The organism is Aquimarina algiphila, from assembly GCF_947494415.1.
Taxonomy (GTDB): Bacteria; Bacteroidota; Bacteroidia; order Flavobacteriales; family Flavobacteriaceae; genus Aquimarina; species Aquimarina algiphila.
On sequence record NZ_CANLVC010000009.1, the window covers coordinates 238,225 to 262,933 of the forward strand.

General features: G+C 33.1%; 11 protein-coding genes. All 11 read left to right on the top strand.

Annotated elements, in window-relative coordinates; all coding sequences use genetic code 11:
* The first annotated feature begins 13 nt into the window (after positions 1-13).
* The 11 genes from PQF96_RS22575 (at position 14) to PQF96_RS22625 (ending at position 24,617) form a co-directional block, all read left to right on the top strand.
* Positions 14-2,416 carry an ABC transporter permease gene (locus tag PQF96_RS22575; protein WP_271768558.1) on the top strand — a complete coding sequence of 801 codons (2,403 nt, stop codon included), beginning with the start codon at positions 14-16 and terminating at the stop codon, positions 2,414-2,416.
* Positions 2,417-2,468: 52 nt separating this feature from the next.
* The gene (locus PQF96_RS22580) at positions 2,469-4,889 is read left to right on the top strand and encodes an ABC transporter permease (protein WP_271768562.1); all 2,421 of its coding nucleotides are present in this window, start codon (positions 2,469-2,471) and stop codon (positions 4,887-4,889) included.
* Positions 4,890-4,943: 54 nt separating this feature from the next.
* Positions 4,944-7,358: an ABC transporter permease gene (locus tag PQF96_RS22585; RefSeq protein WP_271768565.1), complete on the top strand. Its 2,415-nt coding sequence runs from the start codon at positions 4,944-4,946 to the stop codon at positions 7,356-7,358.
* A 25-nt stretch (positions 7,359-7,383) separates the two neighbouring features.
* Entirely contained in the window at positions 7,384-9,744 is a 2,361-nt protein-coding gene (locus PQF96_RS22590) for an ABC transporter permease (RefSeq protein WP_271768567.1), read from the top strand.
* A 50-nt stretch (positions 9,745-9,794) separates the two neighbouring features.
* Entirely contained in the window at positions 9,795-12,230 is a 2,436-nt protein-coding gene (locus PQF96_RS22595) for an FtsX-like permease family protein (RefSeq protein WP_271768569.1), read from the top strand.
* A 20-nt stretch (positions 12,231-12,250) separates the two neighbouring features.
* The gene (locus PQF96_RS22600) at positions 12,251-14,629 is read left to right on the top strand and encodes an ABC transporter permease (RefSeq protein WP_271768571.1); all 2,379 of its coding nucleotides are present in this window, start codon (positions 12,251-12,253) and stop codon (positions 14,627-14,629) included.
* Between the two features lie 27 nt (positions 14,630-14,656).
* On the top strand, positions 14,657-17,023 hold the full coding sequence (locus PQF96_RS22605; RefSeq protein ID WP_271768574.1) for an ABC transporter permease: 2,367 nt from the start codon (positions 14,657-14,659) through the stop codon (positions 17,021-17,023).
* Positions 17,024-17,044: 21 nt separating this feature from the next.
* Complete coding sequence (locus PQF96_RS22610; RefSeq protein ID WP_271768577.1) at positions 17,045-19,420, top strand: FtsX-like permease family protein; 2,376 nt, start codon at positions 17,045-17,047, stop codon at positions 19,418-19,420.
* Positions 19,421-19,441: 21 nt separating this feature from the next.
* Positions 19,442-21,862, top strand: a complete 2,421-nt coding sequence (locus PQF96_RS22615) for an ABC transporter permease (RefSeq protein ID WP_271768579.1) — start codon at positions 19,442-19,444, stop codon at positions 21,860-21,862.
* 28 nt (positions 21,863-21,890) lie between these two features.
* Entirely contained in the window at positions 21,891-22,052 is a 162-nt protein-coding gene (locus PQF96_RS22620) for a hypothetical protein (RefSeq protein WP_160114134.1), read from the top strand.
* A 96-nt stretch (positions 22,053-22,148) separates the two neighbouring features.
* A complete protein-coding gene (locus tag PQF96_RS22625; protein WP_271768582.1) occupies positions 22,149-24,617 on the top strand; it encodes an ABC transporter permease in 2,469 nt (822 codons plus the stop codon).
* Positions 24,618-24,709 lie beyond the last annotated feature (92 nt).

Sequence of the window (24,709 nt, forward strand, 5' to 3'; positions counted from 1 at the left end):
AAAACAAACAGTTATGTTTAAGAATTATTTGAAAATTGCCTGGAGAAATTTATTAAAAAACAAGGGATATTCTGCTATAAATATTGGTGGTCTCGCTATAGGAATGACTTGTTTTTTGCTTATAACCTTGTTTATAAGGAATGAACTTTCTTATGATAATTATCATGAAAATGCGGATCATATATACAGAATAGTTCACCATGGTAGTAAAGATAATTTAGAAGATAGATGGATATGGGGGAATGCACCAGTGGGACCCGCTTTAAAAAACGATTTTTCAGAAGTCGTTGAAAAAGTTCAATTTTCAGGAAGATCCGATGTTTTATTAAATTATAATGAGCGTTCTTTCCAGGAAGGGAATTGTTTTTATGTAGATCCAACTGTATTTGATGTATTTAGTTGGCCCTTAGTTTCAGGAAACCCAAAAACAGCCTTGAAAGCACCATACTCTATAGTGCTAACTGAAAGTATAGCAAAAAAATACTTTGGTAATGAGGATCCAATGGGGAAAAGTATTGATGGTGTAGGAGGTAGAGCTAATGATGGTATATACACTGTTACTGGTGTAATGAAAGATGTGCCTTCCAATTCACATTTTTCTTTTGATGTACTTATGTCAATGAGCTCCTTTTATCAAACAAGACCAGGTATTTTTGATGTTTGGGGATACGTTGATTTTTATACTTATTTTTTAGTGGCTGATAACTTTGACCAAGCAGCATTTCAAGCTAAGATGCCTGATTTTCTAAAAAAGAACAGACCTTCTGAAGATGCTGAATATTATTATGACCTTTCATTTGAACCTTTAAAAGATGCTTATTTAAGTTCTAAAGCTGCTCGACAACCGGGGGTAACAGGTAATTTATCCAATATTTACATTTTTGTGATTATTGGTTTTTTCATCCTTATCATTGCTTGTATTAATTTTATGAACCTAGCTACTGCGCGTTCGCTAGAAAGGGCAAAAGAGGTTGGAGTAAGAAAAGTAATAGGAGCGGATAAAAAAGGCTTAATTTATCAGTTTTTGGGAGAGTCATTGCTTATGGTTTTCTTATCTGCAATAATTGGTTTTGCATTGGTTATTGTATGCCTTCCATGGATGAATAACATAACAGGAAAGCAATTTTTAATTAGTGAAATTTTTAATGGTTTTACACTTGCATTGTATTTCGGAACTGCATTGATCACAGGATTATTAGCAGGAAGTTACCCTGCTTTTATATTATCTAATTTCAAACCATCAAGTGTACTGAAAGGGGTTTTTAGCACGTCAAAAAGTGGAATTAACCTTAGAAAAGGGCTTGTAGTATTTCAATTTAGCCTTTCTATCGCTTTAATAGCAAGTACTGTAATAGTATATTCTCAATTGGAGTATATGCTAAACAAGAATTTGGGTTTTGATAGAGAGCAACAGTTGGTCATCGATTTCAATTGGGATGGACAAGTACGCGATAATATAGAAACCATTAAAAATGAATTTTTAAGTCATCCCGATATTAGTTCGGTTTCAGCTTCAAGAACAGTTCCTGGAGGTCATTTTCCAGCGGCAGGAACCAATATAGAAACAAAAGAAGGGCCAATGAAAAACTTTGATCCTTTTTTATATGAAGTAGATATTGATTTTATATCTCATTATGATATTGAAGTAGTTGCGGGTAGAGCTTATTCTAGAGACTTTGCTACGGATACTATTTCTTCAATGGTTATTAATGAAGCGGCGGCTAAAAGTTTTGGATACGCAGATCCATCAGAAATTATCGGGAAACGTTTTGAACAATGGGGTAAAGAGGGTACAGTCATAGGTGTGGTAAAAGATTTTAATTATTTATCCTTACACCAAAAAGTAGCTCCTTTAACATTGCGATTAGATCCTGGTAGCAGTCGATATTTCTCATTACAAATAAAATCTCAAAATCTTCAGAAAACTATTAAGGATATAGAAAATAAATGGGCTGCCTTAGCTCCTCATCGTCCTTTTTTATATAGTTTTTTAGATGATTCTTTTAATACACAATATGAAGCCGATTTTAAGTTTAAGAAACTGTTTACCATATTTTCATTTCTAGCTATTCTAATAGCTTGTTTAGGCCTACTAGGCCTGGCAATTTATAGCGCTATGCAGAGAACTAAAGAAATAGGTGTTCGAAAAGTATTGGGTGCTGAGGTTACAAGTATAGTAACACTTTTATCTAAAGACTTTATCAAATTAGTAGGTATTGCAATTTTTATTGCTACTCCTTTTTCATGGTATGCGATGAATAAATGGCTTAATGTTTATGCTTATAGAGTTGAAGTAAATTGGTGGGTTTTTGCCTTAGCAGGGTGCTTAGCCTTAACGATAGCAATATTGACAGTTAGTTTTCATGCCATAAAAGCAGCTAGAACAAACCCAATAAAGAGTTTACGTACAGAATAATATATCAATTTGTTCTGAACTTGTTTCAGAATCAATCAAAAAACAAACAGTTATGTTTAAAAATCATTTAAAAATAGCATGGAGGACTATAAAAAATGAAAAACTCTTCACTTTTATAAAAATAGGAGGTTTAGCTATAGGTATTGCTGCTTGTGCTTTGATTGCATTGTTTATACAAGATGAGTTGAGTTATGATCAACATATTGTTGAAAAAGATAACGTATTTAGAGTTTATTCTGAGGGGGTATATGATGGAGATAAAGAAAGAGTAACTTGGTTTCAAGCACCTTTTGCTAAGGCGTTGAAAACAGATTTCCCCGAAATAGAAAAATCAGGTAGGTATTTAACCAGTGAACTTTTTGGTGCCGGAAATAAGCAACTTCGTATAGAAGGGGAGATACAAAATTATTTTGAAAGTAACTTCATATTTGCAGATCAGGAACTGTTAGAATTATTTGAAATTCCATTTGTAGAAGGAAAGATAGAAAATGCACTTTCAGAACCAGCTACTATTGTTATTTCGCAAGATAAGGCAGATAAGTATTTTCCAAATGGAAATGCAGTAGGTAATACTTTAATTTTAGATAACGATACCAATAAACCATATAAGATTACTGGAGTAATGAAAAATACTTCAGCAAAATCACATTTCGATTATGATTTTATCATAACAATGGAAGGGAGAGATTTTTATCCCGGTGAGAACGAAAATTGGAGAGCAACTAATTATTACACTTATATTAAGATAAATGATCAGACTAATGTTCAACAATTAGAGCAAAAACTTCTTTCAGTAGTAGAGAAGTATCTTATACCTATAGAGCAGGAAAATGGAAATGCTGACGATATTAAATATTTAAAATCATTACAATATAAATTACAACCTGTTCATGAAATACACTTAAGGTCAAGAGGTATTCAAGATGGTTTAAAGCATAGTGATATTCGCTTTACATGGCTTTTTGCTGCAATCGCCGGATTTATTCTAATACTAGCATGTATTAATTTCATTAACCTTTCTACCGCTAAATCTGCAAATCGAGCAAAAGAAGTTGGCTTGCGTAAAACAATAGGTGCATTTAGACACAATCTGGTTTCACAATTTTTGGTAGAGTCTATTCTTTTTAGTTTAGGTTCTTTTGTGATCGGTATCGGGTTGGCATGGCTGCTTTTACCTATGTTTAATTCTGTTGCTTCAAAAAGTCTATTTATTCCCTGGGATCAATGGTGGTTTATCTTAATAATGGTAGCTTCTTCATTGTTTATTGGTTTTTTAGCTGGATTATACCCGGCATACTATTTATCTTCATTTAAACCAATTCAAGTTTTAAAAGGGTCTTTAAGTATAGGAAGTAAAAGTGGAAAATTGCGAAGCGGACTGGTTATATTTCAATTTACAACCTCTATAGTATTAATTATTTCGACTTTGGTTATCCATCAACAAATGGATTTCATCCTAAATAAAGAATTAGGGTATAGCAAAGATCAGGTGCTTGTCGTAAAGGGTACAAGTACCTTGGGTGATGAGGTAGAAAATTTTAAAGATCAACTTTTACAACTTCCAGAAGTAAAGCATGTAACTATAAGTGAATATCTACCTATAGAAGGAACGAAAAGAAATACTAATCAGTTTTGGGAAGATGGTAAGAGAGAAACAACTATTGGTGGACAAATTTGGAGAGTAGACCATGACTATCTCAAAACTTTGGGAATTAAATTAAAGGAAGGAAGAGATTTTTCTCTTGATTTTGCATCGGATTCAATCGAGAATGTCATTATAAATCAAACATTGGTTACCAAATTAGGTTTAAAAGACCCCATTGGAAAAATAATTACAAATGGAAGACCCAAGACTATTATAGGTGTGGTAGAAGATTTTCATTTAAACAATTTAAAAGAAGATATCACTCCGCTAGTCATGGCTGTTGGAAATAGTCAAGGTATTATTTCTGTTAAATTAAGCTCGGCGCAGATTGATAGTGCTTTATCGTCAATTGCTGCTGTCTGGCAAACGAAAGTTCCAAATCAATCTTTCAGATATACTTTTTTAGATCAGGATTTTGCTCTTATGCATGAGGATGTACAACGTATAGGTAAGATTTTTAATGCCTTTGCCTTTCTGGCCATATTAGTAGCATGTTTAGGTCTTTTTGCTTTATCTGCATTTATGGTAGAACAACGAAAAAAGGAAATAAGTATTCGTGTGGTTTTAGGCGCCAGTTTCAGGAGTATTTATAAACTACTCACTATAAATTTTTTAAAACTAATTTTTGTCGCGGTACTTATTTCGATTCCTATTGCCTGGTATATGATGTCTAGGTGGTTAGAAGATTTTGCTTATCGGATGAGCATTGGATGGGAATTATTTGTAGAAGGAGCTATCATAGCTTTACTTATCGCAATATTCACAATTAGCTATCAATCTATTGGAGCGGCTTTAATCAAGCCTTTAAAAAGTTTGCGTACAGAATAATACATCAACTCGTGCAGAACTTGTTTTAGTATCAAAGTCAAAAAACAAACAGTTATGTTTAAAAATTATGTCAAAATAGCCTGGAGAAATCTAGTAAAAAATAAAGGGTATACCATCATTAATATAGCTGGATTATCTGTTGGAGTATGCTGTTTTATATTAATAGCACTCTTTGTAGAAAATGAATTTAGTTATGATCACTTTCATTCAAAAGCGGATAGAATTTATAGGGTATGGCAATATGAGAACTATGGACCAAAAGAAGATTTTGTAAATACTACAACACCAGTGTCAATGGTAGAAGTTCTTAAAACTAATTTTCCCGAAATTGAAGAGGGAAGTCGGGTATTTCGATTCAATAGTTTGGTAAAAGGAAACAATAATGAATTTAACGAATCGATACGAGCGGTAGACCCTAGCTTTTTTCAACTGTTTGATTTCAATATTTTAAAAGGTAACACTGCGAATCCTTTTGCAACGGCTAATACGATGGTATTAAGCGAATCTTCTGCAAAAAAATACTTTGGTGATGAGAATCCTATTGGAAAATCCCTGGCTTTAGAATTTAATGAAGAGATTAAGTTTTTCGAAATTTCTGCTGTAGTAGCCAATCCTCCTGAAGAATCAAGTATTCAATTCGAAATTCTTGTTTCCTTAGAAAATGAAGCTTTGTTTTTTAGTGAAAGAGCAAGAGAAAGCTGGTTCAATGTATCTGTAGAGTCTTACTTATTATTACAAGAAGGTCAATCTGTTACCCAATTGGAAGCCAAATTTCCGACTGTAATCAAACAATACCTAGGTGATAATTATAAGGAGAATACATTCTTTCTAAATTTACAACCACTTACTGAAATACATTTAGATACTTCTTTACCACCAGGGTTTGAACCTATTTCTAATCCAAAGTACTCTTATGTAATGGGATGTATTGCTTTTTTGGTACTGCTTTTAGCTTGTATTAACTTTGTGACTTTAGCGATAGGACGTTCCTTTTCAAGAGCAACTGAAGTTGGAGTACGTAAGGTTCTAGGTGCATTTCGCAAGCAAATTATACGGCAGTTTTGGGGAGAGGCCTTATTAGTTACTTTGATAGCCGTACTCGTCGGTATACTTCTTTCTTTTATACTTCTAAATACCTTTAATGACCTTACAAATAAACAATTGAATTTATCATTCAATATCAGTTTCTTAGGTATAGCATCTGGTCTCGTCCTTTTTATTGCTCTTATTGCTGGGATTTATCCATCTATAGTACTTTCAAAATTTAATCCAATGGAAGTTTTAAGACGAAAAATGGGAAAAGGAACTTCTATGGGGTTGTTTGGGAAAAGTTTAGTAGTAGTTCAATTTGTTACCTCTATAGTGATGCTTATTGGTACCTTGGTAATAGGGAGACAGATAGACTATTTGGTCAATAAAGATCTCGGATATCAAAAAGATACAATAGTAGTAGTGCCTACCAACATGTCGGGAGAACAGGCCGATACCTTTGGTGACTTATACATTGCTGAACTTAGAAAGCAACCCATAGTTACCGAAGCTTCAAGGTCAATATTTAGTTTCATCGAAAATGGATGGGCCGAATTAGGGTTTACCGATAGTAAAAATTCATACCGTGAATTTAATTTTAATGCGGTAGATCATGACTTTTTGAAAACGTATAATATTCAAATTAAGGAAGGCAGGGATTTTCAAGAAGGGAATGCTAGTGACGCTCAAAATGGTGTATTGGTCAACGAAACTTTTGTTAAGGCATTCGGACTCCAAAATCCTGTGGGAAACTCCTATGATAAATTCAAGATAAAAATTTTAGGTGTTATGAAGGATTTTAATTTTAAATCACTCAATCATAGCATTGAGCCATTAATGCTCACTATAAATCCAAGCCCTGTTTTAGAGACCATTGAGAATGCAAGTTCGAAATATAATTCACAACCAAGAATTTCAGTACGACTGAATACCCAAAATATGACTACTGGTATCGCCGTTTTGAAAGATACTTGGGAAAAGATCAATCCATCTCAAGAATTCGAATATTCTTTTTTGGATGAAGCGCTATCTACCCAATATAAAAACGAGATGCGCTCAAAATCGATCGTAAATATTGCTTCTCTACTGGCTATTTTTATTGCCTGTATGGGGCTGTTTGGATTAGCAACTTTGACGGTTGCAAGACGTACTTCAGAAATTGGTATCAGAAAAGTAATGGGAGCAAGTGTGATTAATATTGTGGGAATGGTTTCAAAAGATTTTATAAAACTGGTTTTGATCGCCATTCTGTTAGCTTTTCCATTAGCTTGGTGGGCTATGAACGAATGGTTACAGGGATTTGCTTATAGCACAGGTATTAGTTGGTGGATTTTTGTACTTGTAGGAATTACTGTGGTCGGAATTACCCTGGTAACTGTGAGTTTTCAATCGATCAAAGCATCCTTAACGAACCCCGTAAAAAGTTTACGTACAGAATAATGAATGTATAGAAAAAACGAGAATCATGTTAAAAAATTATCTAAAAATTGCTTGGCGAAATTTACTCAGAAATAAGAGTTTCTCGGTATTAAACATTGTTGGACTATCCATTGGTTTGGCTGTTACAGCGCTTATTGTCATCTGGATCAATTTTGAAATAGGTATTGACCAATTTCATGAACATAAAGATCGTACCTATCAAGTATATAATCAATATCCTGTGGGCGGTGAAATATGGACCTGGAATTCTACACCTAAAGTTATGGCATCTGCCATACAAAAAGATTATCCCGATGTAGAACACGTTGCAAGAGTAAATTGGGACTCTGAATTTTTATTTGCAAAAGATGATAAAAGAATAAAGAGTACAGGTAAAATTGTTGATCCCGATTTTTTAAAAATATTTAGTTTTCCGCTAGTAGAAGGTAGTTTAGAAACCGTTTTGGAGGGGGTTAATTCGGTAGTTATTACAGAATCTTTTGCTAAAAAGATATTTGGGGATGAAGAAGCAGTGGGTAAAACCGTTAAGGTAGATAATGCCGATAGTTTTATGATCACGGGTATTTTAAAGGATTTACCTTCAAATACAGATTTTGAATTTGATTTTTTAATGCCTTGGGCCTATTTAAAACAACGAGGCTCAGACGATAAATATTGGGGTAATAATTCTATTGCTACCTATGTGATGCTCAAAGAAGGAGTAGACTACAACTCATTCTCTAAAAAAATTAAAAACTTAAGAAAAGTATATGATAAAGATTCTCCAGAAATGGTTACTTATTTGTATCCATTTACACGTTCCTGGTTGTATTCAAATTTTGAAAATGGTGAAGAAATAGGAGGTAGAATCGATATCATTCGAATGTTTGGGATTATAGCTGCTATTATTTTGATAATAGCTTGTATCAACTTTATGAATTTAAGTACAGCTCGTAGTGAAAAACGAGCAAAAGAAGTAGGTGTTCGTAAAGTTGTAGGAGCGAGAAGATTAACCCTTGTAAGCCAGTTTTTAGGAGAATCCGTACTGATATCATTCATTGCAGCAGTATTTGCTTTTATTATGGTTTTAATAGCCTTACCTCATTTTAGCACATTAGTAGAAAAGCCATTATCATTGGATTTGACTAATATTTGGTTTTGGGGATCAACTATAGTAGTAATAGTTTTTACAGGTCTTCTAGCGGGTAGTTACCCTGCATTGTTTCTTTCTAGATTTAAGCCTTCTTCGGTATTAAAGGGAACTTTTGCAAAGTCAAAAATGGGGGTTACACCAAGAAAAGTTTTGGTAGTCCTTCAATTTTCTGCGGCCATTATATTAATCACTTCGAGCATTATTGTTATGCAACAGTTGAAAAAGGTACAAGATAGACAAACAGGTTATGCAAAAAACAACTTGATTTACTCAATAATTCAAGGGGATGCAGAAAAAAACTATTCGCTTATTAAGGAGGAACTTATGGCATCTAATGCTGTTACTTCTATAACAAGAACCAGTTCGCCTGTGACAGAGGGTTGGAGTAATACCTGGAATTTTGAGTGGATGGGAAAAGATAAAGAAAATAAGCGCATTGTTCAAAGATTTGCTGCGGATGAAAATATAAAAGAGACACTTGGTATTGAACTTGTTGCAGGACGTGATTTTGATTTAAACAAATATCCAACAGATTCTACCGCAGCACTCATTAATGAATCTGCAGTAGCACTCATGAATTTTGATGAACCCATTGGCCAGATTATTAAGGATAATGGAATAGAATGGCATGTTGTAGGAGTAACAAAGGATTTTGTATTAGATTCTCCTTTCCAAAGAATTCAGCCCATGGTTATAGAAGGTGCTAAAGCAGGTTTTAATGTAATCCATATAAAACTTAATACAACCAGTAATACTTCAGAAAGCCTTGCCGAGGTAGAAACTGTTTTTAAGAAGTATAATCCTGAGTACCCCTTTGAATACCAATTTGTCGATCAGGAATATGCTAGAAAGTTTGATAGCGAAAAAAGAACAGGTCAACTTGTAAGCATGTTTACATTGCTTACCATTTTTATCTCTTGTTTAGGGCTATTTGGTCTTGCTAGTTACATGGCAGAAAATCGAATTAAAGAGATCGGGATTAGAAAAGTTTTAGGGGCATCGGTTAGGAGTATTACTACACTTCTTTCGATAGATTTCATAAAACTGGTTTTAATTTCTATCATTTTGGCGGTGCCTATTTCCTGGTATTTCATGAATAATTGGTTAGAAGATTTTGATTATAGAGTAAACATTTCGTGGTGGACATTTGTTTTAGCGGGAATTTTAGCTCTTGTAATAGCACTTATAACGGTAAGTTATCAAGCTATAAAAGCAGCGATAGTAAACCCTATAAAAAGCTTACGAACAGAATAATTCATCAACTTATACTGAACTTGTTTCGGTATCATCAAAAAACAAAGGTTATGTTTAAAAATCATTTAAAAATAGCATGGAGGAGTCTTAAAAAACAACCTTTTTTTACTTTCCTAAACACATTTGGACTTGCCATTGGTATGGCTGGAGGATTACTTATTTGTTTATATATCTACGATGAATTAAGTTTTGATAAAATGTTCGCAGATGCTGATCGCATTTATAGGATAAATGTAGATGTGAAGTTTGGAGGAAATGCCGAAGAATATTCAGAGGTGTCAGCTCCAATGGCCCAAGCGATGAAAAGAGATTATCCACAGATAGAAGTAGCTACGCGATTTAGGAATTTGGGGAGTATGTTTGTAAGAAAAAGTGATGCCGAGTTAAATGTTAAAGAGGTTGGAATAACTTATGTGGATACTACTTTTTTCGAGATGTTTGGTCTTGATTTGTTGGTAGGAAACCCCAAGACAGCACTAAAAGAACCTAATACTTTGATCCTAACCAAAACAGCAGCAGAAAAACACTTTGGGATAAGCGAAGCTTTAGGGCAAAATATGATATTAGATAATAGGGATACCTATACAGTGGTAGGAGTTATAGATGATATGCCAGAGAACTCTTTTATTAGAAACCACAATATTTTTATTGCAATGGCGGGAAATGAAGATTCTTTTTCTACCGAATGGGGAAACCACAATTATCCAACTTTTATTAAACTGAGATCGGGATCAGATATTAAAGATTTTGATACTTTTTTAAAATCTGCATTAGGCACCTACGTAATTCCGGGTGTTCAAAATTATGCACCAGGGATAACAGAAGAACAGTTTTTGGCGTCTGGAAACTATCTTAATTTTAGTACTATAGCCCTAACAGATATTCATCTATATTCTAACAGATATCCAGAATTAAGTGTAAATAGCGATGTTCAAAATGTTTATATCCTTTCTTTTATTGCATTATTTCTAATCATTCTGGCAAGTGTTAATTTTATGAATCTGTCTACTGCTCATTCTCTAAAACGAGCAAAAGAAGTAGGAGTTCGCAAAACCTTAGGTTCTAACAAATCAGAGCTCATTAGGCAGTTTCTAATAGAATCTGGTTTAATTTCTTTTATATCATTAGTATTAGCTATTATAGTAGCTTCTGTAGCACTTCCTTTTTTTAACGAACTTGCAGGGAAAGAAATTTCTATACCATTTACCAATCCTTTTTTCTGGTTGATTTTACTGGCTTCAGTAATGTTATTAAGTCTTTTTTCGGGGAGTTATCCTGCATTTTTTATGTCAAAATTTAAACCTATTCAGGCAATGAAAGGTATAGCAGAAAATAATATTGGAGGAGGAAAAATCAGAAATTCTCTTGTTGTTTTTCAGTTTGCTATTTCTATCTTTTTGATTGTAAGTACTCTAGTTGTTTTTCAGCAATTAAAATTTATTCAAAACAAGGATTTAGGATTTACAAAAGATCAGGTTTTAATTATAGATGATGTGTATGTTACCGAAAATGAAATAGCATCTTTTAAAGAAGAGGTACAGCAATTAAGTCAGGTAAGAAGTACCTCGATTAGCGGATTTTTACCAACACCTTCATTTCGAGGGAATAGTACATTTTATCGAGAAGGATTAAAAGATGATCATGAAAAAGCAATCAATATGAATGATTGGGATGTTGATTTTGACTATGTGTCAACTCTAAACTTAGAAATTATTGCAGGCCGTGATTTTAATCGACAATTTAGTACAGATTCAACAGCCATGATCTTAAACGAATCTGCAGTGGCAATCTTGGGGGTGACCCCAGAAAAAGCATTGGGGATGAGATTATCATCTGATTATGGAGAAGATGAGGTCGTATTTAGAACAGTAATTGGGGTTGTTAAAGATTTTCATTATGAATCTTTAAGAAGGGATATTGATGCGTTAGGACTTTCTCTGAATAATAGTTTTGGATCAATGGCAGTAAAACTAAATGCAGGAGATTTCTCTAATACCATAGCACAAATTGAAACAATCTGGAACAGAATATCTCCAGGTCAGCCTTTTAATTATTATTTTATGGATGAATCTTTCAATACGACCTATCGGGCAGAACAACGGTTAGGTCGAATTTTTATCATATTTACCATTCTATCTATCTTAATTGCTTGCCTTGGGTTATTTGGTCTGGCGGCATTTAATGCAGAAAAACGAACCAAAGAGATAGGTGTGAGAAAAGTATTGGGAGCAAGTGTAAGTCATATTACATATAAACTTACCATTGATTTCCTGAAACTTGTTGGGATAGCAATACTGATATCTCTTCCCTTAGGATGGTTTGCTATGCGTAAATGGTTAGAAGATTTTTCATATCGAATAGAAATTAGTTGGTGGGTATTTGTTACAGCAGCTTTTCTTGCTGTTTGTATTTCGATATTGACAGTAAGTTATCAAAGCATTAAGGCCGCTATAGTCAACCCCGTAAAAAGCTTACGAACGGAGTAAAATATCAAAAAAGAATAATTATGTTTAAAAACTATATCAAAATCGCCTGGCGAAATATAAAAAGAAACAAAGGGTATTCTGTTGTAAATATCGGTGGGCTTACTATTGGTTTATCGGCTGTGATTTTGATGCTTTTTTATATCAGCCATGAGAATAGTTATGATGTATTTCATAATGATTATGATAAGCTTTTTAGAGTAGAAAGAACATATGTAAGTAGTATCCAAAGTGATATTTGGGATAGTTCGCCTTACGCATTATCAAGTGAATTAAAAAGTTCTATTCCAGAAATCACTAATGCTACCAGTATAAGAACTACAACAAATTATCTAAGTATTAATGATGTAATGTATCATGAGAAAAATGGATTGTTTGCAGATCATAATTTTTTTAAACTATTTACGCTAAAACTCGTAAAAGGTGATCAGTACAGTGCTTTAGAAAACCCGATGAGTATAGTATTGTCAGAATCATTAGCCAAGAAGCTTTCTCCAGAGAATAATATTATTGGAAAAACAGTACGTATTGATAAAAAATATGACTGTATAGTTACGGGCATATTTACTGACTATCCGGATAATTCTCACTTAAAGATTGACTATCTACTTTCTTTTAGTTCGTATGAAACTATAACAAAAAATACGCTTGATGCAGGATGGAGTGTAAATAATGCATCTGTTTATGTTCGGTTGGATCGTAATGCAAGAATTGATAATGTATCAGAAAAAATAAAAGGAGTTTTAGCAGATCATCTTACACTAGAAGATGGGATTGAGGAATTGCTTAGTCTAAGACCTGTTAACGATATTTATATGAAAACTTCTAAGGTAAGAGGAGGTGGGGGCAATAGAAGTGAGATTACAGTCTTGTATCTTTTTCTTGCTGTTGTAATTTTCACAGTCTTAATCACTCTGCTAAATTACATAAATTCATCTACCGCCCAGGTCATGAAAAGGGAATTAGAAATAGGAATTAAGAAGGTGATGGGGAGTACAAAAAGTCATTTAAGATATCAGTTTATTACTGAGTCCTTAGTTATGGTATCTATTTCTTTTATTCTTGCTATTGGTTTGGTAGTATTATTTCTTCCACTCTTTAATAAAATTGTGGGAAAGAATTTATCGATTATTTTTAGTCAAGATTGGCCGTTTTTTGTATATGCTGCCCTTGGAACGCTTCTAATAGGTATTTTGGCTGGTTTATACCCGGTTTTCTTTCTTTCATCTTTAAAAATCTCCTCTTTTCTTCAAGGTAATTCATCAATAAAACGTCGTGCAGGTTTAAGAAAAGCCTTAGTTGTTTTTCAGTTAGTTTTAGTAATACCATTGGTATTTACTTCAATACTTATTATAGAACAGTTTAAATATATAGAACAAAGAGATATTGGGTTTGTAAAAGAAGATTTATTGGTGTCACATGTAGAAATTACAAATGATGAAAACAGAGAAGTACTTAATACTATAGGAGAGCAATTACTACAAAATCCTAATGTTCTTAATTATTCTATATCAGATTCTGCTCCATTCGGCGGAGGAAGTAATCAGAGTATGGATTGGGAAGGAAATACAACCAACGGAAAGGCTATGATTAGGTTACATAGGGTAGATTACGATTTTTTGAATACCTATCAAATGATACTAACAGAAGGAAGAGGTTTTTCTGAAGATTATGCTACAGATATCCAAAGTGCTTGCATTATAAATCAAACAGCTCTAGAATTGTTCGGATGGAAAAATGCCTTAGGTAAAGAAATTGATAATGGTCGTTTAAAAGTAATCGGTGTGGTAAAGGACTTTAACGATTATACGGCATTTAAGAAAATCCCACCTATGATCCTTTCTATGGATAAAAGTTCTGGTAGCTCATATGTAACCATAAAAGTAGCTTCAGATAAAAGGGCAGAAACCCAAGCATTAGTCAATACACTTTTTAACAACAATTTCCCGGAAAACCCTATAGAGTTTAGATTTTTGGATGATGAATTTGATAGTAATTATTTGAATTCATTAAAAGGTACCATCAATATTTTTATTTTTTTCTCGGTGTTGGCCATCCTACTGGCAGTACTTGGGCTGTATAGCCTGGTCTCTTTTTCATTAAAGACACAGCAAAAAATGATCGCCATAAGAAAAGTATTGGGAGCCAATGTAGAAAACATTTTTCTAATACTGCTTAAAGAGTACATGATATTATTTAGTATCGCTACAACACTAGGACTTGTTACTGTTTATTTCATCGCCAACAAAGTGATACATGTTTTTGCATATCATGAGGGAATCAAATTTACCTATTTCATTATAGCAGGATTGCTGGCTTTATTTATAGTGCTTTTTTCAGTGAGCAGCAAAATAATTTCAGCAGTATTACAGAACCCTATAAAAAGTTTACGTGCAGAATAACTCATTATCAATCAAAAAATTACAGCTATGTTGAGACATCATTTCATTTTGTATATAAGAAGTATTAAAAGATACAAAGCATCTTTTTTTATAAATATCATTGGACTATCCACTGCATTAACATGCTCTATTTTGATATATCTATGGGTAAACGATGAATTGCATACAGATAAGTTTCACGAGAATAGTGATCATATTTTTCATTTGATGGAGCTTGCCGAATTTCCACAAGTGACAAAAGTAGGTTCTACTACATCAGGAAATATAGCGCCGCTTATGTTGGCAGAAATGCCAGAGATCAATATGGCAACCCAGGTAGTAAAATATCCTCAAAATGCCACACTTTCTATAGAAGACAAATCTATTAAAGGAGATGGTCATTATGTGAGCAAAGATTTTTTTAAAATATTCTCTTTTCCTATTATCAAGGGAGATAAAAATGATATATGGTCAAATACAAATACCATATTCGTATCAGAAACTATAGCTACAACTCTTTTTGGTTCTGTAGAAGACGCAATGGGACAAAATATTGAATTTCAGAAAGAAAAAGAATATACCGTTGCTGGTGTTTTTGAAGATGTTCCACAGCGATCTTCAGAACGATTTGATTTTGTACTTTCTTATGAAGAAAAAGCACTTTCTCAAACGAATCTTTTGCATTGGGGAAGTCAATCAACATATGTATACCTAAGTATGAAGCCTGGTACCGATATTGTTGCTTTTAATGACAAGATTCATGATTTTATTCGCAAGAAAACCAATAGGGGGCAATCTTATCGCACTCCGTTCTTAAAAAAATATACAGATGAGTATCTATACGGGAGTTATGAAAATGGTGTTGAGGCTGGTGGCAGAATTACATATGTAAAACTGTTTTCTATTATAGCCTTATTTATTCTAGTTATCGCTTGTATTAATTTTATGAATATGTCGACGGCAAAAGCCTCGAGAAGACTTAAGGAAATAGGGATTAAAAAAGCTATAGGAGCAAATAGGAAAACACTTATTTTTCAATATTTGACAGAAGCCGTAGGAATTGCGTTTATAGCTCTATTGCTAGCAATGATTTTTGTTACTCTATTACTTCCTGAGTTTAATCAAATTACCGGAAAACAACTTTCCATGACGATAAGTTCTGGTTTTGTTTTGGCATTATTAGGGATCACATTATTCACTGGATTATTATCCGGTAGTTATCCTGCTTTGTATTTATCGGGTTTCAGGCCTGCTACCATATTAAAAGGAAAATTAAACACTTCTGTTGGGGAAGTATGGACACGTAAAGGGCTGGTTATTATTCAATATACGGTTTCGATAGTGCTCATTGTATCTGTATTAATAGTACATAAACAAATTGAATATATCCAAAATAAAAACTTAGGGTACACCAAAGAACAAATTATCCATTTTAGTCGAGAAGGAAAAACATTGGATAATAATCATATAGATACTTTTTTGGCAGAACTTAAGAATATCCCGGGAGTAACAGATGCATCAAGTACTCGTAATGCAATGACTGGAGATGGTTGGGGTGTAGGAGGTTTTGATTGGGAAGGAAAAGACCCTAATGATTATACTCAATTTCAAAACATGATAGCATATTATGGTTTGATTGAAATGTTAGATATTGAAATATTAGCAGGCAGATCGTTTTCAAAAGATTTTAGCGAAGAAAATACTAAAGTTATCCTTAATGAATCTGCTATCAAACGAATGCAATTGAAAGATCCTGTTGGTAAGTTTATCGGGTTTAGAAATAAAAAAAGAGAAATTATAGGAGTAATAAAAGACTTTCATTTTGAATCTCTTCATGAAGATATAAAACCGATGATTGTCAATTTATGGCCTGAAAGACTTACTAAGTTTATGGTAAAAATTGAAGTAGGTAAAGAACAGGAAACCTTAGCGTCACTTCAGGATTTTTATGAAAAATATAACCCTGGATTTTTGTTTGATTATATGTTTCTGGATGAGAATTATCAAGAACTTTATGTTGCAGAACAAAGAGTGTCTAAGTTGTCTCGTTATTTTGCTGTACTAGCTATTATTATCTCATGTTTAGGTCTCTTTGGACTAGTATCCTTTACCGCAGAACGAAGAAAGAAAGAGATTGGGATTCGTAAAGTCTTGGGTGATAGTAGTGCACATATTTCTTTTTTATTATCCAAAGAATTTGTAAAACTAGTCCTGGTAGCCATTGTTATAGGCTTACCCATAAGCTACATGCTAATTAATAATTGGCTTTCGGGGTTTGCTTATAAGACAGGACTAAATCTTTGGTATTTTTTTACAGCCGGAGTGTTAGTGCTTATTGTAACCATTTTTACAGTGAGTACCCAAACTATGATTGCAGCGAATAGAAATCCTGTGGACGCATTAAGAGACGAATAGGGTTAATTAAAAATAGATACAATGTTTAAAAGTTATATCAAAATAGCGTGGAGAAGTTTATCAAAAAATAAACTATATACAATTCTAAATATTATGGGTTTAGGATCAGGTATGGCTGCAGCAATTTTGGTTGGACTTTGGTTGGTAGATGAATTAAGTGCCAATCATTATCATGAGGATTATACCAGAATAGGACTACTTCATAAAAACAGACAATATAATGGAAGTATTTTCACAGAAGTTTCTAATCCAGTTCCATTAGGGCAGGAATTAAAAAATCTTTTTGCTGATGATTTAGAAGAGGTGGTGGTTTCTTCATATGGAGGAGAACGTTCTTTACGAATTGGTGATAAAACTGTAATACGAAGAGGTCTTTTTATGCAAGAAGGAGGTATTGATATACTGGGGTTAAACATAATTCAAGGAACTTTAAAACGCCAGTTAGAACCAAATACAATATATCTATCAGAATCTGCAAATAAGGCACTTTTTGGAAATCAATCGGGAGTTGGACAAGTAATTCGCTTGGATGAAAATGTAGATGTCGAAGTTGTTGGTGTTTTTGAAGATTTACCTAAGAACTCAACATATAAAAGCATTTCCTTTTATGGCTCTTTTCAATTGTTTGAAAACCTGGAGTTATGGGTGAAAAATTCAAGAGAAGATTGGGGGAACAATTCTTTTCCAATATATATTAAAATTGCCTCAGGAACTGACATGGATCTAGTGTCAGAAAAAATAAAGAATACCCTATATAATGTTACAAAAGATATATCAACGCCAGAGTTATTCCTTCATCCTATGGAAAAATGGCACTTATATCAGGAATTTAAGAATGGAAAAGCAATAGGAACCGGACTTAAAAACGTTCGCCTTTTTGCAATCATCGGAGTATTGATATTGCTTCTGGCAAGTATAAATTTTATGAACTTGAGTACGGCAAGATCTGCAAAAAGAGCAAAAGAAATTGGAGTTAGAAAAGCTATAGGTTCATCAAATCGCCAATTGGTAAAACAGTTTTTGATAGAAACCTATATAATGGTGATTTTATCCGTAGTAATCGCACTGGTCCTAGCACGTTTATTTCTTCCAACCTTTAATACTTTAACAAATGATGTAATACAAATCCCTTGGTTGCATCCAATTTTTATAAGTGCAATTGTTGTTTTTACTCTTGCAATAGGTTTTTTGTCAGGAAGTTACCCTGCTTTATATCTGTCTTCTTTTAAAGCTGTCAAAGCGCTAAAAGGAACTAAAACATACAGTAAAAAAGAATCTGTTTTAAGAAAAGGATTGGTTGTTACACAATTCGCAATTTCTATAGGCTTAATAATTTGTACAGTTTTTATTTATCAACAGATTGATTTAGGTAAAAATAGGCCTATGGGGTATGATCAGAATAATCTGATCTTTTTTCAAAAAAGATCAAACGAATTGAAAGGACATTTTTTTGCTATGCGAGAAAATCTTTTAAACTCTGGGGGAATTGTAGAAATGTCAGAATCGTCTGGACCTATAACCGAAATGTGGACAATGAATTCTGGCTTTGAATGGGAAGGTAAAAACCCTGAATCAAGAGATAATTTTATCACGTTAAGAGTTACTCCCGAATTTGGAAAAACTACTGCATGGGAAATTTTAAAAGGAAGAGATTTCTCTAGAGATTTTTCAACAGATACAGAAGCCATAATTCTTAATGAATCTGCGGTTGAGTATATGGGATTTGAAAATCCGATAGATCAGATGATTCGATGGGAAGGAGTTAACTATAAAGTTGTAGGAGTTTGTAAAAACCTAGTGATGGAATCACCTTTTGAAAAAGTAAAACCAACAGTTTTTACCATGAGAAAGGCTAATCTACCCTTTGTCACTATGCGAATGAATCCCGATCTATCCGTTTCAGAAAGTAGATCGAGAGTGACCAAAGTACTCCAGGGTTTTAGTCCTAACGGAGAATTTAATATCAAATTCGCTAATGAAGAATTCGGACTTAAATTATGGCGTGAAGAACAAGTAGCCAAGTTAGCTTCTTCTTTATCCATAATGGCCATTTTCATAAGTCTCTTGGGGATTTTTGGACTCTCTTCTTTTATGGCAGAACAACGCAATAAAGAAATTGGAATTAGAAAAATATTAGGAGCTTCTCTCAAAAATATTATTAGACTTATGACAGCTGATTTTATGGTACTCATGATTTTGGGCTGCATTCTTGCATTTCCTATAGCCTATATTTTTATAGATAATTGGTTATCAAAATATGAATTAAAAATTAATATTTCCTGGATGATTTTTATGATTGTTGGTTTTGCTGCAATCATTATGGTGATGCTTACAGTAGGTATTAGGTCATTTAAAACAGCAAATATGAATCCTATAAAAAGTTTGAGAACAGAATAAAATCATAAAACGACCAGAGATATGTATAATTTATATTTCAAAATAGCGATCAGATATCTTCTTAAGAACAAGCTCTATTCTTTTATTAATATCCTGGGCTTAGCTATTGGAGTAGCATCTTTTATTTTGATCATGGTTTATGTGAATTATGAAAATAATTATGACAAGTTCACAGGATCTGAAAATGTGTACAGGGTATATATGGACTATAAAAAAGGAGATCATTTTATACAAGGTGATGCACAGACGTACAATATGGCTGGCCCAACGTTCCAAAAAGAATTTCCAGAAGTACTAGATTATACACGGTTTTATAGATTAGACAAAACTACACTTAAAATAGAAGACAAAGTAATAGAGGAAACCAACGGAAATGTAGCTGACCCTTCCTATTTTGAGATATTTAATCAAATATTACTCAAAGGAGATTTAGCTACTGCATTGGTAGAACCTAATAGTATTGTATTGACTGAAACGGTTGCAGCAAAACTCTTTGGAAATGATAACCCCTTAGGGAAAACCATATCTGTTTTTTGGGGAGATCCTACCTTGGCAACGGTTACAGGAATAATGAAAGATATTCCTGAGAATACACATTTTAAGATTAGTTATTTGTTATCCTATACCACTATGAAGGGATGGGAAGCTATTGATGAGAATCAAAAAATACCCAATTGGAATAATAATGTGTTTTATACATATTTAAAACTTAGCCCAAACGCAAATATAACAGCTTTACGCAAAAAAATAGTCGAAAGTGATTTTGAAGATGATCCTGATGAAAGGCATAATATAGAACCCATCGAGGATATTCATTTATATTCTAATAAACCCTATGAAGCCGAATTAAATGGAAGTGTAGTTAGAGTTAAGTTTTTAACAGCAATCGCCTTTATTATTTTAATACTCTCTTGGCTAAATTATATTAATTTATCTACTACCAAATCATTAGAACGAGCAAAAGAAATAGGGATTAGAAAAGTAGCTGGTGCCCAAAAACAACAACTTATTATTCAATCCTTGTTAGAATCAATTATCCTTAATATGATTGCTATAATAATGGCAATTACAATTGCCATTATTATATTACCACTGTACAACTCGTTTACAGGAAAAGCATTGACTTTTGAACTAGCGAGTTTAATAAATATCCTCCCAATTTTAGGATTCATTCTTCTGGGAATGATGCTTGCAGGCCTATACCCTGCAATGTTACTAAGTAATTATTCTCCTTCAAAAGCATTAAAAGGCAAAATAAGAACTTCGGCTAGCGGATTAAACATTCGTAAAGGGCTAATTATTACACAATTTCTAGCTACCATAGTGTTATTAATTGGAACCATAGTAGTTACAAAGCAGATCAATTATATACAGAAACAGCCTATTGGTTCTGATCTTAATAATATTGTAGCCATACATGGAGAGATTTTAAATAAAAAATCTGATTCCTTGCTAATTCAAGATTTTACTGCACTTAGTAGTGAAATAAGAAAATTATCAATGGTCAAAGATGTGACAACAACTCAAACATATCCTGGAGATGGTTATGAAAATCTATCTTCTTTTATGGGGATTACGCATCCAGATGGCACAGAAGAAGGAAACGTAGTATATTATAATTATAGAGTAGAATCAAACTATTTTGATCTGATGGATATTGAGTTTTTAGCAGGTAGTACTTTTCTTCCAAATAGTAAAAGAAATGATAGAAACCTGGTTATTAATGAAAAATTCGCAAAAGAAGTAGGTATTGCCAACCCTAAAGCAGCAATCAATCAAAAAGTAAAATTTTGGGATGTAGAATGGAATATCATAGGAGTCATCAAAAATTATCATCACTTTGGTTTGAAAACCCCTATGCAGCCTGTAATGATTCGATATGGAAAAACAAGAAACAATCTGTTGGTAAAGTTAGATCCAGAGATGGCTTCAACAATAGGATATCAAAACTCATTGTCACAGTTACAAAATGTTTGGGAAGAAGTTTTTCCCGAAAGTACGTTCAATTATACTTTTATTAATAAAAAGTTTCAAGCGCAGTACGAAGAGGATACTAAGTTTAGTGAAGCGTTTAAGGTATTTACCGCGTTGGCCATCTTTATTGCTGCATTAGGCCTGTTCGGGCTTACTTCTTATACCTGTATACAACGAAAAAAAGAAATCGGAATCCGAAAAGTAAACGGAGCCTCGATTTTTAAAATATTAAAACTATTAAATATAGATTTTATCAAGTGGGTGGGGATTGCATTTATTATCGCTGTTCCTATAGCATGGTATGCTATGAATTCATGGTTAGAAAACTTTGCAGTAAAAACTAACATAAGCTGGTGGGTATTTATACTGGCAGGGATTATGGCATTAGGAATTACACTCCTTACGGTAAGCTGGCAAAGTTTTATAGCCGCAAATGGAAACCCTGTGGATGCCTTAAGAGATGAATAACTATTAATAGTCTAAAAATGTTAATACCATGGAAGAGATAAAAGAACAAATAGAGAAAGAAAAAGTAGGGTTAGAACTACGCCTTTTCATTGTTAACAATTTACCTGCTCTTAATGAGATGGAATTACATTCTGTTACATTTTTGATGGAAGAGATTATAAAAACAAAAGATTGTAATGAGCAGTGTTGATTCTAATAAAAACCTTTGTTAATACAGATAATGGCCATTATAGATGCTTTTTGGTTGGATACAGGATTTGTAGAATAAAATAATACAGATAATATTATGAACACACACATATTAAAAGCGATTATTAGAAATGTATGGAAGAAGAAATTCTTGTCATCAACAAAAATTTTAGGGCTGATTGTTGGATTTACTGTGTTCATTTTTCTTCTTGAAAAAATAAAACATGAAACTAGTTACGATACATTCTGGAAAGATTCTGAATCTATTTATAGAGTAGGTTTAGATTTAAAATATAAGGATGGTGAAGAAGTAAGGTCTGCAAAAAACTTTGGTGGATCCTCAGAGCTTTTAGAAGCAGAAATACCAGGTGTTGTCGCTCAGTGTAATTTTGGTAGAGATGTGGTAACTATTTTTAATGGTCCTCAACAAAAAATACAAGATGTTGATTTTGTTTGGAGTGACCCTTCTTTTTTCTCAGTTTTTGATCGTAAAATCATCACTGCCGAGACGAATTCTTTACTAGAAAATATTCATGGTATAGCCATTTCACAATCTTTTGCACAAAAATTATACGGAGAAGAAAGCCCATTAGGAAAGGAACTAACGGTCAATGAAGGGTGGAAATTTGTTGTTGACGCAGTTTTTGAAGATATCCCCAGTAATAGCCACATGAATATTGATGTTATTGGAACTTTTAAAACACTGTTTTATTACCTTCAAAATTTTGACAATAAAAATCAAGTATTGGTTGACAATCCTGATTATGAATATCAAAGGGCAACTCCATATGAAACAAAACGATGGCAAGCACCAGTACAATATCGATCCTATTGCTATATCAAACTAGACAAAAATACATCAATCAATGCGATAGAAAGTCGATTAGGCGGTTTGCTTGGTAAGGTGGCGCTTCCACAAAAATTAAAGGAGGCTAAAATGAATTTTATATTCCAACCTATAGCCGATATCCATTTAAAATCTAAACTTGATCATGAACTATCGGTTAATGGAGAACAAACGCAAGTATTTTTCCTGTCGATAATTATTCTAGTAGTGTTACTTGTATGTCTTATCAATTTTATTAATCTAAATACGATTACAACTCTCGAAAATGCTAAAAACTATTCAATAAGAATACTTAATGGTTCTGGATATAATCAAGTGTTCTACTTAATGTTTGTAGAAACGATATTGTTTAATATTGTTGCTATTATTGTCTCTATACCAATAGCACATTATTTGATCGATTCGCAACTTCCAATTGATGGAATCACATTTTCTACATATGCACTATTAGGAACTATTGGGATAGTTGTTGTGGGTATTGCTTCTATTGTGCCGTTTATGTCGGTGATCAAGAACAAGGCTTTCTCGGTAGTTAAAAAAGGTGATCAAAAACTACATCAAAAATGGACAAGTCAAAAAGTAATGGTCACCTTACAATTTTCAATCACCATTGTATTGATGATTTGTACCGTTGGAATTTATAAGCAGATGCAGTTTATGATGGATAAGGAATTAGGATTTAATGGTACGCAAACGATATTTAGTTTTACGCCTATGACAATGAATCAACATCCTGATCTTGTGAGTAGACTCTCTACTTTTAAAAACGAGGTATCTGCATTAGGAGGTGTTGCTTCGTTTTCGGCGAGTTCATCAATACCAGGTAAAGCGATTACTCGTCTAAATGATCAGGTAAAAGCTGTAGTTGCTGCTAAGCCTTATCCGGTGACCTTTAACCAGATTAGTATTGATGATGGATATTTGGATACTTATGATATTCCCCTAATTGCAGGTAAGAATTTAAACCCCGAAAGCAATTGGAAATCTAATGGGATATTAATTAATGAAACGGCACTTTCTAAAATGGGCAATATTCAAGCTGATAATGTTATAGGAAATGCTATTACTATTGGCAATAAAAATTATCGAATACAAGGTGTAGTAGAAGATTATCATCATGTTTCACTTCACAAAACTGTACAACCAACTATTTATATCCAGAACCTGGAGTGGGATCATGCTGTTGGGTATTACTCATTTAAATTAAAATCAAATACTATTGCGGGGACTATGGATCAAATAGCCCAAATTTGGAATGAATTGTATCCTAAAGAAGAGTTTATCTTTAATTTCTCTAATACAGTTTTTCAAAACCAATATGCAAAGGATCAGAAATTCAGTCAGATTTTAAATTCCTCTACGATACTTGCCTTATTTATTTCATGTATAGGTTTATTAGGAGTTGCACTATTTAATACCAGGAAACGAGTCAAAGAAATAGGTATTCGAAAAGTAAACGGAGCAAAGGTTAAACAGATCTTATTTACACTTAATAAAGATTTTATAAAATGGGTAACCATTGCTTATGTATTAGCGTGTCCTATTGCTTGGTATGCATTGAATATATGGCTGGAGAATTTTGCTTATAAAACAACTTTGGGGTTATGGGTATATGTTTTGGCTGGTCTAGGGGCGCTAACGATTGCATTATTGACAGTAAGTTGGCAAAGCTTTATAGCCGCGAGTAGAAATCCTATAGAGGCATTAAGAGACGAATAAATTTCATCAACGATTCAATCAAAGACAAGTAATTATGTTTAAACACAATGTAAAACTATTTCTCAGAACTATAAAGAGGTACAAAACCACAT